The sequence below is a fragment of the Gemmobacter lutimaris genome (assembly GCF_003570715.1).
In the GTDB taxonomy this organism is placed as follows: domain Bacteria; phylum Pseudomonadota; class Alphaproteobacteria; order Rhodobacterales; family Rhodobacteraceae; genus Gemmobacter; species Gemmobacter lutimaris.
In genome coordinates this window covers 369,476-382,951 of record NZ_QXXQ01000001.1, presented here as the reverse complement: position 1 = coordinate 382,951, position 13,476 = coordinate 369,476, and the positions used below count along the sequence as shown (strand labels likewise).

Below are 13,476 nucleotides of genomic sequence, written 5' to 3'. Positions count from 1 at the left end.
GGTCCATCACGGATTGTTCACAGAGACGTGCGCAGGTGCCACAATTCGGGAAACAATTCGACCTCCAGCATGCGGCGCAGATAGCTGACACCCGCCGTGCCGCCGGTGCCGCGCTTGAAGCCGATTACGCGTTCGACCGTGGTCACATGATTGAAGCGCCAGCGCCGGAAGTAATCCTCGAAATCCACCAGCTTCTCGGCCATTTCATAGGCTTCCCAATGCGCCTGTGGATCGCGGTAAACGATCTCCCAGACCGCCTGCACCGCCGGATCTGCCACCCAGGGCGCACGCAGGTCGCGGGCCAGCACAGCCTCCGGCACCGGCAGACCCTTCCGCGCCAGCAGCCGCAGCGCCTCGTCATAAAGCGAGGGACGCGCCAGTTCCGCCTCCAGCTTCGCCGTCAGATCGGGACGATGCGCATGCGGGCGCAGCATGGCCAGATTGCGGTTGCCCACCGCATATTCGATCAGCCGGTATTGCCAGGACTGGAAGCCCGAGCTTTGGCCCAGCCCGTCGCGGAACCGGGTATATTCGCTGGGCGTCATGGTGCGCAGCACATCCCATGCGGAATTGAGCTGCTCGAAGATCCGCGCCACGCGGGTCAGCATCTTGAAGGCAGAGCGCGCCTCGTCCGCCGCAATCGCGCGGCGCGCGGCATCCAGCTCGTGCAGCGCCAGCCGCATCCACAGTTCGGATGTCTGGTGCTGAATGATGAACAGCATCTCGTCATGCGCGCCGGTCAGCAATTGCTGGGCGTTCAGGATTGTGTCGATATGCAGGTAATCGCCATAGGACATGCGGCCGTCGAAAGACATCTGCGCGCCGTCGCGGGCGGGGTCGTAGGTGGTCATGGCAAGCTCCGGTATCTGAAAGGGCAGGGCGGCAGTCAGCCGCGCACCTGCCGGTTCAATACCGAGACATTGCCGATCCGCCGCCAGAGACAGACCCATCCCGCGGGTCGGCACAGGGGCGGCACGGTTTGCCCCTGCTCCTTGGCAAAATACTCCCGCCGGAGGCGTCTCCGGTGGGGCCGGGAGCCTCCGGCGGGGATATTATGGCCAAGGTAAACCACAATGCGGGCTTTCAGAAGGTTCAGGTCACGCGGGCGCGGGTCTTGTATTCCGGGCGGTCCCACAGGGCGCCATCCATCACATCCTTGATGATGGCGATGGCCTTGTCCACATCTTCCCCATTGATGAACAGCGGCGTGAAGCCGAAGCGCAAAATGTCGGGGGCGCGGAAATCGCCGATGACGCCGCGCGCGATCAGCGCCTGCATGATGGCATAGCCTTCCGGGTGGCGGAAGCTGACCTGGCTGCCGCGCATCGCATGATCGCGTGGGGTGGCGAGTTCCAGACCGGGGCAGGCGGCTTCCACCCCTGCGATGAAGCGGTCGGTCAGCGCCAGCGAGGCTTCACGGATGTTCGCCATCTCCACCTTGTCCCAGATGTCGAGCGAGGCATCGAGGGCCGCGAGTTGCAGCACCGGCGGGGTGCCCACCCGCATCCGCTCGATCCCGTGTCCGGGGCGATAGTCCAGATCGAAGGCAAAGGGCGCCTCGTGGCCCAGCCAGCCGGACAGGGCCGGACGGGCGGTTTCGGCGTGGCGCGGCGCAACATAGATGAAGGCCGGGCCACCGGGGCCGGAGTTCAGGTATTTATAGGTGCAGCCCACCGCGAAATCGGCGCCGCCCTTCGCCACCTCGACCGGCAGCGCCCCGGCGCTATGCGCCAGATCCCAGACCGCCAGCGCGCCCACCTCATGCGCCCGCGCCGTCAGTGCCGCCATGTCATGCCGGCGGCCGGTGCGGTAATCGACCTCGGTGATCATCATCACCGCAACCGTGTCGTCCAATGCCTCCAGCACCTGTTCCGGCGCCACGGTCTTCAGGCTGTAATCCGGGCCCAGCGTGCGGCACAGCCCCTCGGCCATGTAAAGGTCCGAAGGAAAGTTGCCGCTGTCCGACAAGATCACCCGGCGGGTCGGGTTCATTTCCAGCGCTGAGGCCAGCGCCTGATAGACCTTGATCGACAGCGTGTCGCCCATCACCACATGGCCGGGTTCTGCGCCGATCAGCCGCCCGATCCTGTCGCCGGTTTTCGAAGGCTGTTCCATCCAACCAGCCTTGTTCCAGCCAGTGATCAGCATCTGCCCCCATTCCTCGGTCACGGTGCGGGCAACGCGGGCGGCGGCGGCCTTCGGCAGCGGGCCCAGCGAATTTCCGTCAAGATAGATCACCCCTTCAGGCAGATCGAACAGGGCGCGGGTGTCAGAAAAATCGCGGGTCATCGTCATCCTTGCGGTCAGGTCACTGGCGGAAGGCGCCATTGCGCAGCAGATTGATGCGTCCTGCTGGCACGGGCAACTTATATGTGTATCACGGCAACGTGCAGAAATTTCAAGCTTGAAATTTCTGCACGCCTTGTTCCGGTTGTGCCGTCGCTTGTCCGAACAGGGTTGCAAAGTCGCAAATGAGCGGGAATAAGCCGGTATTGACGTAACGGGAGAGACGCGCCTTGCTGTCGATGGACTGGCCGCCGCTCTGGCTTGCATGTGCCATTGCCCTTGTCTGGGCGATGGACCGCGTTGTTCCTTTCGGTGTTTTCGGTGTTTTCGGTGCAGCGGGGGCCGCAGTGGCGGCTGTGCTGGCAGGGGCGGGCCTCTTGCTCATGGGGGTGGCGGCGGTGCAGATGTGGGCGGCGCGCACCACAGTCATTCCGCGCCGGATGCCACAGGCCATGGTCACCGGGGGCGTGTTCCGACTGTCCCGCAATCCGATCTATCTGGGCGATGCGCTGATTCTGGCAGCGGCGATTCTGTGGTGGGATGTGCCGTTGGCCCTTCCGGTGCTGTTTCTGTTCATCGCGGTGATCCAGAAGCGGTTCATTCTGCCCGAAGAAGCCACTTTGCGCAGCAGGTTTGGTGCGCCCTACGACCAATGGACGGCGCGGGTGCGGCGATGGATCTGATATGCCGCAGCGTAGCGACGCAATTTTGCCGCAGGGCAGAACTTTCTTTTTGAAATTTTCTTGCGCGGCCGTTATCGACTAGAAACCTGACGCGCCCAAAAGCGCCATAGAACGGGGGAGAAACAGTGAAGATCGGGGCACCGAGAGAGATATTCGAAGGCGAGAACCGGGTGGCGCTGACCCCCGACTCGGCTGTGCAGTTGCAGAAACTGGGTCACACCTGCGTTCTGGAAGCGGGCGCCGGGGCGAAGGCGGGCTTTTCGGACGAGACTTATCGCAAGGCGGGCGTCGAGATCGTCACTACTGCGGCCGAGCTTTATGCCGCCGCCGACGTGGTGGTGAAGGTGCGCGGGCCCGAACCCTCGGAAGTCGCCATGCTGCGGCAGGGGCAGACGCTGATCAGCTTCTTCTGGCCGGCGCAGAACCCCGAACTGCTGGAAGCTGCGAAGGAACGTGGTGCCACGGTCGTCGCCATGGACATGGTGCCGCGCATCAGCCGGGCGCAGAAGATGGACGCGCTGTCCTCAATGGCGAATATCGCGGGTTATCGCGCGGTGATCGAGGCGGGCAACAACTTCGGCCGCTTCTTCACCGGCCAGGTGACGGCGGCGGGCAAGGTTCCCCCGGCCAAGGTGCTGATCGTCGGCGCCGGGGTGGCGGGTCTTGCGGCCATTGGCACCTCGACCAGCCTCGGTGCCATCACGCTTGCTTTCGACGTGCGGCCCGAAGTGGCCGAGCAGATCGAATCCATGGGCGCGGAATTCGTCTACCTTGATTTCAGCGAAGCCCAGACCGATGGCGCGGCGACCGGGGGCTATGCCGCCCCGTCCAGCCCGGAGTTCCGCGAAGCGCAGCTGAAGAAATTCCGCGAACTGGCGCCTGACATCGACATCGTCATCACCACCGCCCTCATCCCCGGCCGGCCCGCGCCGAAGCTGTGGACCGAGGATATGGTGCAGATGATGAAGCCGGGCTCGGTCATCGTCGATCTTGCGGCGGAACGCGGCGGCAACTGTGACCTGACCGTGCCGGACGAAAAGATCGTCACTGAAAACGGCGTGACCATTGTCGGCTACACCGATTTCCCCAGCCGGATGGCGGCGCAGGCGTCTACGCTTTATGCCAATAATATCCGTCACATGATGTCCGATCTTACACCGAAGAAAGACGGTGTGGTCGATCACAACATGGAAGATGACGTGATCCGTGGCGCGACGGTGACCAAGGATGGTGCCATCACGTATCCGCCGCCGCCGCCGAAGGTGCAGGCCATCGCCGCGCAGAAGCCGAAGGAAAAGGCGAAAGAGCTGACTCCGGAAGAGAAGCGCGCGCAGGAAGTCGCGGCCTTCAAGAAACAGACCCGTGATCAGGTGCTGATGCTGGCCATCGGCGGCGGGCTGATCCTGCTGGCGGGGCTGTTCGCCCCCGCAAGCTTCATGGCGCACTTCATCGTCTTTGTGCTGTCGGTCTATGTCGGCGTTCAGGTCATCTGGAACGTCAGCCACAGCCTGCACACACCGCTGATGGCGGTGACCAACGCGATCTCGTCGATCATCATTCTGGGCGCGCTGATGCAGATCGGCTCGGGCAACTGGTTGGTTGTCATTCTCGCGGCGGCCTCGGTCTTCATGGCCGGGATCAACATCTTCGGTGGTTTCATGGTCACCCGGCGGATGCTCGCCATGTTCCAGAAGTCGTAAGGGGGAGGCCGGGAAATGGAATACGGATTCACCACGGCCGCCTATGTCGTTGCGGCGGTTCTGTTCATTCAGTCGCTGGGCGGCCTTTCGGGGCAGGAAAGCGCGAAACGCGCGGTCTGGTATGGCATCGTCGGCATGGCGCTGGCCGTGGCGGCCACGCTGGTCGGCCCCGGTGCGGGCAACTGGCTGATCTCGGTTGTCATGGTGGCAGCGGGCGGCGCGATCGGCTGGGTCGTCGCCAAGCGCGTGCAGATGACCGAAATGCCGCAACTGGTGGCGGCGATGCACAGCCTCGTCGGTCTGGCGGCGGTGTTCATCGGCTACAACACCCATATCGAGCTTGCCCGTGTGGCAGGCATGGACGAAGCGGCCCGCGCCGCGCTGCACGGCTTCGCCGCCGTGGTGGCGCACAAGACGCCGGTTGAAGTGTCGATCCTGCGGGTCGAGACCTTCCTCGGCGTGTTCATCGGGGCGGTCACCTTCACCGGTTCGGTCATCGCCTTCGGCAAGCTGGCGGGGCGTGTGGACGGCAAGGCGAAAAAGCTGCCGGGCGGTCACATGCTGAACGCGGGTGCGGCGGTGCTGTCGCTGGCGCTGCTGCTGGTCTATCTGCAATCGGGCTCGACGCTGGCGCTGATCGTGATGACGCTGGCGGCCTTCTTCATCGGCTATCACCTGATCATGGGGATCGGCGGCGCCGACATGCCGGTCGTGGTGTCGATGCTGAACAGCTATTCCGGCTGGGCTGCGGCGGCCATCGGCTTCTCGCTGTCGAATGACCTCTTGATTGTGGTGGGCGCGCTGGTGGGCTCTTCCGGTGCCATCCTCAGCTACATCATGTGCAAGGCGATGAACCGTTCGTTCGTCAGCGTGATCCTCGGCGGCTTCGGCGGCACCACCGGCCCGGCGATGGAAGTCACGGGTGAGCAGATCGCCATTGACGCCGAAGGCGTGGCGGCGGCACTGAACGATGCTGACTCGGTCATCATCATTCCGGGCTACGGCATGGCAGTGGCGCAGGCGCAGCAATCGGTCAGCGAACTGACCCGCAAGCTGCGCGCCAAGGGCAAGAACGTCCGCTTCGCCATTCACCCGGTCGCGGGCCGTCTGCCGGGGCATATGAACGTGCTCTTGGCCGAGGCGAAGGTGCCCTATGACATCGTGCTGGAGATGGACGAGATCAATGAGGACTTCCCCGAAACGGATGTCGCCATCGTCATCGGCTCGAACGACATCGTGAACCCGGCGGCGCAGGAAGACCCCAACAGCCCCATCGCCGGCATGCCGGTGCTGGAATGCTGGAAGGCGAAACAGGTCTTCGTGTCCAAGCGCGGGCAGGGCACCGGCTATTCCGGCATCGAAAACCCGCTGTTCTACAAAGAGAACACGCGCATGTTCTACGGTGACGCGAAAAAGAGCATCGACGCCCTGCTGCCGATGATCGAGTGAACATTCCGACTGAGCGGAAGGCCCCGGCAACGCCGGGGCCTTTTGCATTTCGGCAACAGGGGCGATGCATACGCCGGTATGCCTCGATTCCGCTTCCAAATCCGGGGGCGGCCGACCCATCAAGGGGCAAAAGCCCGAGACCGAAATGCCCAAGATCCCCGACCATCCCCTGCGCTATCCGCTGGTGAACGAACTTCACGCCCGGCCCTTCCCGTCGCTGGAAGTGCCCTGCATGGCTGCCTATGTGGCGATCAAGGAGCCGGTGGACGCCCATAACCGTGAGCGGAACGCCGACCGGGCGCATCTGCTGGCGTTGCTGGACCGGCATGGCTCGGCCCATCCACAGCCCGATGCCACGCATTTCTCGGGCGAAATCGGGCGCGCGACGCTGAAATGGGAAAGCCATACCGAATTCGTCACCTACTCCGCCTTTACCCCCGGCCTGTCGGAGCGCCCGTTCGATGCGGTGGAGGCCAAGGTCTTTCCGACCGAATGGCTGGCTGCGGCACCGGGGAAGCGGCTCGCCTCCATCCTGATCCGGGTGGAGCCGATGCCAGAGACCGAGGACGAGGTTCTGACCCGGATCGACGACTGGTTTGTCTCTGAAAGCCTTGCGGTGTCCCGCGTGGTCGATGGCGCGGCGATCATCGCGGGCGATTTCCGCATCGACGCGGCGGGGCACATGCGCTTTGCGGTTTTCGTGGCGCCGGGCGTCGGCACGCGGCGCGTGGGCCGGATCGTGCAGCGCCTGTGCGAGATCGAAACCTACCGCGCCATGTCGATGCTGGGCCTCAGCCGGGGGCGCGAACTGTCATCGCGGCTGAATGCGCTTGATCCGCGGCTGTCGGCGCTGGTCACCAGCCTCGACGCGATGGATCGCGGGCCGGAGGCGGTGCTGCATGACCTGCTGTCGATCTCGGCCGAGCTGGAATCGCTTGCCGTGCGTTACGCCTTCCGCTTCGGCGCGACAGGGGCCTATGAGGCCATCGTGTCGCAGCGCATCGCGGTGTTGCGCGAAACCCGGCTGGATGGGCGGCAGACCTTCGGTGAATTCATGATGCGCCGCTACGATCCGGCGATGCGCACGGTGAAATCGACCGAAACGCGGCTGGCCACCATGTCGGAACGGACGGCCCGCGCGGCTGAACTGCTGCGCACCCGCGTCGATGTGGACCGTAGCGCGCAGAACCAGCGCCTCCTGGAAAGCATGGACCGCCGCGCTGATCTGCAACTGCGGCTGCAACATACGGTCGAAGGTCTGTCGGTGGTGGCGATCAGCTATTACGCGGTTAGCCTTGCATCCTATCTGCTGTATCCCTTGGGAAAGCTGGCGCATCTGTCGAAGGAAATGCTGACGGCCGTTCTGGTGCTGCCGGTCATCCTTGGAGTCTGGCTGATGATCCGCCGCATCCGAAAGGCGATGCACTGACCGAAAATGGAAACCGGGGGCGCAAGGCCCCCGGTTGGTGTTTCAGCGCCCGCGGATGCGCGGGTCCAGAGCGTCTCGCAACCCGTCGCCGATGTAGTTGACGCTCAGCACCGTCAGCGAAATGGCAAGGCCGGGCCAGATCACGCGGGCAGGGAACAGCTGCATCTGCTCCACCCCGTCATACAGAAGTCGCCCCCAGGTCGGGAAATCCGGCGGGAAGCCGAGGCCCAGAAAGCTCAGCGCGCTTTCGGTGATGATGGCGCTGGCGATGCCCAAGGTCGCGGCCACCATGATAGGCGACATCACGTTGGGCAGCACATGGCGCAGGATTACCCGGCGCGGCGGCGTGCCGATGGATCGCGCGGCCAGCACGAATTCGCGTTCCTTCAGCGCCAGAACCTCGCCCCGCACGATGCGCGCCGCCTGCATCCAGCTTGTCACGCCGATGGCGGAGACGATCAGCAGGAAGGTGCCCGCTTCCGGTCCCAGTGCACCGGACAGCTTTTCGCGGAACAGCATCACCATGACCAGCAGCAAGGGCAGCAGGGGCAGGGCAAGGAACAGGTCTGTCATCCGCATCAGCGGCCCGTCCAGCCGCTTGAAATAGCCCGCCAGCACTCCGACCGTCGATCCCAGCGTGATCGAGATCAGCATGGCGACCAGCCCGACCGAGATCGAGACCTTGCCGCCTTCCATCATCCGCACCAGCATGTCGCGGCCAAGCTGGTCGGTGCCGAAGGGAAACTCGAAGCTTGGTGGCTTGTTGCGCAGCTTGATCTGCTGCGCGATGGTCAACTCGGGTGCGTCACGGAAGAACGGGCCGATGGTGACGAACAGCACCAGCGAGACCAGCACGATCAGCCCAAGCATGGCGCCCTTGTGGGTGCGGAACTGATCCCAGACATCGCGCCACTGGCTGCGCGGCGGCTTCAACGCGGCGGGGGAGGCGGAGGTCTCAGTCATAGCGGATCCTCGGGTCCAGAATGCCATAGAGGACATCGGCGATCAGGTTGAACAGCACGATCAGGATGGCGAAGATGAAGGTCAGCGTCTGCACCATCGGCAGGTCATTGGCATGGATGGCCGAAATCAGCAGCTGACCCAATCCGTTCACCTTGAACACCTGTTCGGTGATGATGGCGCCGCCGAAAATGGTGGGGATGCCAAGCGCGATCACGGTGACCACCGGGATCATCGAATTGCGCAGCACGTCGCGCAGCACCACCACCCGTTCGGTCATCCCGACCGACCGAGCGGTCCGCACATAATCCTGCCCCAGATTGTCCAGCATCGAGGATCGCATATAACGGCTGATCTGCGCCGCATTGTAAAGGGCCAGCACGGAAACCGGCAGCACCATCTGCTTGACCTGCTTGAGGAAACTCGCCCAGTCCGTCACCTTCAGTGTGGTGTCGTAGATCGACGGAAACCAGCCGAGGTTGACCGAGAAGATCACGATCAGCAGCACGCCGGTAAAGAAGGTCGGCACCGAAAACCCGATCATCGAGATGAAGGTGCCCAACTGGTCGAACCAGCTATACTGCCGATAGGCCGAATAGATGCCGATGGGCAGGGCGATCAGCACACCGATCACATAGGCCGCCCCGATCACGGTCAGGGTTTGCGGAATGCGCTGCGCGATGATGTCGGCCACCGGGCTGCGGCTCTGCCATGAGATGATGCGCTGCGCGTCACCTGCAAGGTCGATCCCGGTGATGGCGCCAAGGATATGCAGCGGCTCGATGATGAAGAACTGTTTCAGCCACAGCATGTAGCGGAAGAACATGGGCTGATCGGCGCCAAGCGCCTCGCGCATCTTCTGTTTCACCTCGGGGGGCACCGTCAGCGGCACCTGCGACATCGGATCGCCGGGGGCGAGTTCCAGCAGCAGGAAAATCACGAGACTGATGAACAGAAGTGTCGGAATGGCCAGCAACAGGCGGCGGATCGTGAAGGTCAGCATGGCGCGACACCTCGGGTCATGGGTCTTGGCCTCTTGGTCTTGTCGGAAGGGGGCCGGTGCAGGAGTGCCGCACCGGCCCGGACGCTCAGGTCCGCATCACTTCATGCGATACCAGTCCGAGGCGTTCCACAGTTCGGAATCCCAGGTGTTCAGAACGACGCCGCCCAGGGTCTTCGACCGCGCCGACAGACGGCCACGATCCACCAGCGGCACGATGGTCATGCTTTCCTTGGTCAGCATGTCGTTCAGCTTCTTCGCAAGCTCGGCCCGCTTTTCCAAATCGCCGGTCTTGCCCAGTTCCGCGATCATCGCGTCATAGGCGGGGTCGCAGTAGCGGTTGATGTTCTCGCCCTGCCACTGGGTTTCCGGGCGCGGTGCCTTGGCGCAGGTATGTTCCGCCAGATAGGCCTCCGGGTCGGTGCCATCGAAGTTGTTGGCATACATCTCGACATCGGCATAGAACTTCTGGAAGGTATCCGGCGAACCGGCGTCACCGCCGAAGAACACCGAACCGTCCACGGCCTTCAGCTCCACTTCAACGCCGATCTCGTTCCACCAGCCCTTGATCAGCGCCTGGAAGTCCTGACGCACCGGATTGACCGAGGTCTGATACAGCAGGCTGAACTTCTTGCCATCCTTGTCACGGATGCCGTCGCCGTCGCTGTCGGTCCACCCGGCCTCGTCCAGCAGTGCCTTGGCGCCTTCGATGTCCTGCGTCAGACAGCCGGTATTGTCGGTCGAGGCATACATTTCGGGTGCGGGCACCAGATTGCAGGTCGGGCGGCCAGCATTGCCATAGCCGATTTCCACCAGCAGGTTGCGGTCGATCGCCATCGACAGCGCCTGACGCACCTTCAGATCCGACAGGATCGGATGCGGATGCTTGGCGGTGGAGCGTTCGCCCTCCGGCAGATCGGGCGAGGGATCGGTCATGTTCATCTCGATCCGTTCGACCAGCGTGCCAAAGCCGCTGACGAATTCGCCCTTGCCGCCCTGTTCCATCGCCTGTTGCAGTTCCGGCGGGATCTGGGTGTTCCAGGCATAGTCGAATTCGCCGGTTTCCATTACGGCGCGCGCGGCCGAGGCGGCATCGCCGCCGCCTTTCACGGTCACCGTGGCGAAGGCGGGCTTGGCCGGATCGCGGTATTCGGGGTTGGCCTCAAGCTGGATCACGTCATTGGTCTTGAACTCGACCACGCGGAAGGGGCCGGTGCCGATGGGCATGAAATTCTGGTCGGTGCAGGTCGAGGCGGCAGCGCCAAGGCAATTGGCAAATTGCGCCTTCTGAAGCACCGGCGTCGTTGAACCCACGAAGGCCAGATAGGGGTTGGGCTTCGCTTCCTTGAAGCTGATCTTCACGGTCTGCGGATCGACGGCTTCGACCTTTTCCACGCCCTCGAACTTGGCAAGCTGGGCGCAGCCGCCTTCGGGATGCATGCAGTATTCGGCGGTAAAGACCACATCATCGGCGGTCACGGGCGAGCCGTCCGACCATTTGGCCTCGGGCTTGATCTTCCAGGTGATCGACTTCTGGTCTTCAGCCACGCCGCCGTTTTCCAGCGTCGGGATTTCGACCGCCAGACGCGGGAACATCACGCCCTTCTCGTCATAGCCGGCCAGCGGCTCGATCACCAGCGAGGCGTTCTCGATGTCCTTGGTGCCCGAGGACAGATAGGGGTTCAGCGTCGAAGGGGCCTGGGAATAGAGGATATTCACATGACCGTCGGCCCCGCGTTCCGCGAAGGCGGCCGGGGCAAGCCCGACCAGTGCGACGGCGCCCAGCAGGGCGGCTTTCATCTTCATGGGTTAAACTCCTTGTTGTTGGCTGTGCTCTTGTGCCCCGGTGCGGCCGGTTTCCCCGGCTCTCGTGGCGTCTATCGGATGAATGAGGTGGCAGGCGACCATGCGGCCCGGCGCAGCCTCTTGCAGGCGCGGCTCTACCTCGTGGCAGACCGGTATGACCTTCGGGCAGCGGGTGCAGAAGTTGCAACCCTTGGGGGGATTGGCGGGCGAGGGCACATCGCCCTTCAGGATGATGCGCTGGCGCGCGCCGTCGCGGCCCGGATCGGGTTCGGGCACCGCCGACAGCAGCGCCTCGGCGTAAGGATGCAGCGGCCGGGCATAAAGCGCGTCCACCGGCGAGATTTCGGCGATTTGTCCCAGATACATCACCGCTACACGGTCGGCGATATGGCGCACCATGCTCAGGTCATGGCTGATGAACAGATAGGTCAGGCCCAGCTTGTCCTGCAAATCCTCCAGCAGGTTCACCACCTGCGCCTGAATCGAGACGTCCAGCGCCGCGATGGGTTCGTCGCAGACGATGAATTTCGGGTTCAGGGCCAGCGCCCGGGCGATGCCGATGCGCTGACGCTGACCGCCGGAAAAGGCATGCGGATAGCGGTTGGCGAAGGTGCGGTTCAGGCCCACGGCATCCATCAGCTCGTAGATGCGGGCCAGCTTTTCCGCTTTTGACAACCCGCTGTGTTCGTCCAGCGGTTCGCCGATGATGTCAGCCACCGTCATGCGGGGGTTGAGGCTGGCCTGCGGGTCCTGAAACACCATCTGCATGGTGGGCCGCTTGCGGCGCAGCGCCTCGGGCGAGAGGCTCGCCACATCGTCCCCCGCAATGGTGATGCGCCCCGCCGTCGGTTCGTAAAGCCGCAGCAGCGCGCGGCCTACCGTCGATTTGCCGCAGCCGCTTTCGCCCACAAGGCCCAGCGTCTCGCCCTCATAGATGTCAAAGCTGATGTCATCCACCGCCTTCACATCGCCGGTATGCTTGCGCATCACGCCGCTGTAGATCGGGAAATACATTTTCAGATTGCGCACCTCGACCAGAGGGCGCGTCGTGGTGTCACGCATGGGCGGCCTCCTGCGACGGGTCTTCGGCGCCTTCGGGCGACCAGTGGCAGGCCACGTCATGCCCCTGACTCAGGGGTAGCCCGTCAACCGGGCGGCGGGCCGGGTTTTCCGCCTCGCAGCGCGCGAAGGCATGGGCGCAGCGGGCGCGGAACGGACAGGCGGTGGGGGGGAAGCCGAGGATCGGCGGCTGCCCCTCGATGACCTGCAAGCGTTCGCCACGCTGGCCACCCAGTTTCGGGATCGTTTTCAGCAGCGCGCGCGTATAGGGGTGGCGCGGATTGCGGAACAGTTCCTTCACCGGGGCCTGTTCCACCACCTGACCGCCGTACATCACCATCACCCGGTCGGCGATTTCGGCCACCACGCCAAGGTCATGGGTGATCCAGACAATCGCCATGCCCAGCTTCTGCCGCAGCTCTTTCACCAGTTCGAGGATCTGCGCCTGAATCGTCACGTCCAGCGCCGTCGTCGGTTCATCGGCGATCAGAACCTCGGGGTCACAGGCCAAGGCGATGGCGATCATCACGCGCTGCCGCATGCCGCCGGAAAACTGGTGCGGATAGCTTTTCAGCCGCCGCCGCGCATCGGGGATGCCCACCAGTTCCAGAAGTTCCACCGCGCGCGCCTCGGCCTGTGCCTTCGACAGGCCCATGTGCTTGCGCAGCGGCGCCATGATCTGACTGCCCACCGTGAACACCGGGTTGAGCGATGTCATCGGGTCCTGAAACACAAAACCGATGCGGGCGCCGCGCACCTTGCGCAATTCCTCCGGCGTGGCTTTCAGCAGGTCCTGACCACCCAGAAGCACCTGCCCGGATTGCACATCTGCCGGGGGCGATGGCAGCAGGCCGATCAGCGACATCATCGTCACCGACTTGCCCGAACCGCTTTCGCCAACAACGCCCAGCAACTCGCCCGGCATCAGATGAAAGCTGACATCATTGACCGCGTGAACCGATCCACCACGGGTGTGGAAAACGGTTTTCAGGCCGCGAACCTCAAGCACGGGCATCGCCCCATCGGGCATATGTCACTCCCCAAGTTTTTGTTTTTATTCTTGTTTGGACGGTCTTGTTTGCAGGTCGCCGCCATCTTTGGGTC

The 13,476-nt window shown here is 63.6% G+C and carries 11 protein-coding genes; 4 read left to right on the top strand and 7 right to left on the bottom strand.

Going from position 1 to position 13,476, the window contains the following annotated elements:
* Positions 1-17: 17 nt before the first annotated feature.
* Together kynA and kynU are read right to left on the bottom strand one after the other, a co-directional pair.
* Entirely contained in the window at positions 18-851 is an 834-nt protein-coding gene (gene kynA / locus D2N39_RS01735) for a tryptophan 2,3-dioxygenase (RefSeq protein WP_119133331.1), read from the bottom strand.
* A 241-nt stretch (positions 852-1,092) separates the two neighbouring features.
* Positions 1,093-2,289, bottom strand: a complete 1,197-nt coding sequence (gene kynU, locus D2N39_RS01730; protein WP_119133330.1) for a kynureninase — start codon at positions 2,287-2,289, stop codon at positions 1,093-1,095.
* A gap of 236 nt (positions 2,290-2,525) precedes the next feature.
* On the opposite strand from kynU, the gene D2N39_RS01725 reads away from it, so the two are divergent.
* From D2N39_RS01725 to D2N39_RS01710, 4 genes are all read left to right on the top strand, one after another.
* Complete coding sequence (locus tag D2N39_RS01725; protein WP_233557042.1) at positions 2,526-2,969, top strand: methyltransferase family protein; 444 nt, start codon at positions 2,526-2,528, stop codon at positions 2,967-2,969.
* A gap of 125 nt (positions 2,970-3,094) precedes the next feature.
* The gene (locus tag D2N39_RS01720) at positions 3,095-4,669 is read left to right on the top strand and encodes a Re/Si-specific NAD(P)(+) transhydrogenase subunit alpha (protein WP_119133064.1); all 1,575 of its coding nucleotides are present in this window, start codon (positions 3,095-3,097) and stop codon (positions 4,667-4,669) included.
* 15 nt (positions 4,670-4,684) lie between these two features.
* Positions 4,685-6,118, top strand: coding sequence for an NAD(P)(+) transhydrogenase (Re/Si-specific) subunit beta (locus tag D2N39_RS01715; RefSeq protein WP_054301637.1), 1,434 nt, complete (start codon positions 4,685-4,687; stop codon positions 6,116-6,118).
* A 145-nt stretch (positions 6,119-6,263) separates the two neighbouring features.
* Complete coding sequence (locus tag D2N39_RS01710; RefSeq protein WP_119133063.1) at positions 6,264-7,547, top strand: DUF3422 family protein; 1,284 nt, start codon at positions 6,264-6,266, stop codon at positions 7,545-7,547.
* Between the two features lie 42 nt (positions 7,548-7,589).
* Here D2N39_RS01710 and D2N39_RS01705 read toward each other — a convergent pair whose 3' ends face one another.
* The 5 genes from D2N39_RS01705 to D2N39_RS01685 form a co-directional block, all read right to left on the bottom strand.
* Positions 7,590-8,510, bottom strand: a complete 921-nt coding sequence (locus D2N39_RS01705) for an ABC transporter permease (protein WP_119133062.1) — start codon at positions 8,508-8,510, stop codon at positions 7,590-7,592.
* Positions 8,503-9,510, bottom strand: coding sequence for an ABC transporter permease (locus D2N39_RS01700; RefSeq protein ID WP_119133061.1), 1,008 nt, complete (start codon positions 9,508-9,510; stop codon positions 8,503-8,505). Before D2N39_RS01700 ends, D2N39_RS01705 begins: the two co-directional genes overlap by 8 nt.
* Before the next feature lie 96 nt (positions 9,511-9,606).
* Entirely contained in the window at positions 9,607-11,313 is a 1,707-nt protein-coding gene (locus tag D2N39_RS01695; protein ID WP_119133060.1) for a peptide ABC transporter substrate-binding protein, read from the bottom strand.
* A gap of 3 nt (positions 11,314-11,316) precedes the next feature.
* Positions 11,317-12,375, bottom strand: a complete 1,059-nt coding sequence (locus tag D2N39_RS01690) for an ABC transporter ATP-binding protein (RefSeq protein ID WP_119133059.1) — start codon at positions 12,373-12,375, stop codon at positions 11,317-11,319.
* Positions 12,368-13,402, bottom strand: coding sequence for an ABC transporter ATP-binding protein (locus D2N39_RS01685; RefSeq protein WP_119133058.1), 1,035 nt, complete (start codon positions 13,400-13,402; stop codon positions 12,368-12,370). Before D2N39_RS01685 ends, D2N39_RS01690 begins: the two co-directional genes overlap by 8 nt.
* Positions 13,403-13,476: the final 74 nt, after the last annotated feature.

Coding starts and splice junctions, on each gene's coding strand:
- D2N39_RS01690 (WP_119133059.1), bottom strand. CDS start 12,375: ATGCGTGACACCACGACGCGCCCTCTGGTCGAGGTGCGCAATCTGAAA.
- D2N39_RS01705 (WP_119133062.1), bottom strand. CDS start 8,510: ATGACTGAGACCTCCGCCTCCCCCGCCGCGTTGAAGCCGCCGCGCAGC.
- D2N39_RS01715 (WP_054301637.1), top strand. CDS start 4,685: ATGGAATACGGATTCACCACGGCCGCCTATGTCGTTGCGGCGGTTCTG.
- D2N39_RS01685 (WP_119133058.1), bottom strand. CDS start 13,402: ATGCCCGATGGGGCGATGCCCGTGCTTGAGGTTCGCGGCCTGAAAACC.
- D2N39_RS01695 (WP_119133060.1), bottom strand. CDS start 11,313: ATGAAGATGAAAGCCGCCCTGCTGGGCGCCGTCGCACTGGTCGGGCTT.
- kynU (WP_119133330.1), bottom strand. CDS start 2,289: ATGACCCGCGATTTTTCTGACACCCGCGCCCTGTTCGATCTGCCTGAA.
- D2N39_RS01700 (WP_119133061.1), bottom strand. CDS start 9,510: ATGCTGACCTTCACGATCCGCCGCCTGTTGCTGGCCATTCCGACACTT.
- kynA (WP_119133331.1), bottom strand. CDS start 851: ATGACCACCTACGACCCCGCCCGCGACGGCGCGCAGATGTCTTTCGAC.
- D2N39_RS01725 (WP_233557042.1), top strand. CDS start 2,526: ATGGACTGGCCGCCGCTCTGGCTTGCATGTGCCATTGCCCTTGTCTGG.
- D2N39_RS01710 (WP_119133063.1), top strand. CDS start 6,264: ATGCCCAAGATCCCCGACCATCCCCTGCGCTATCCGCTGGTGAACGAA.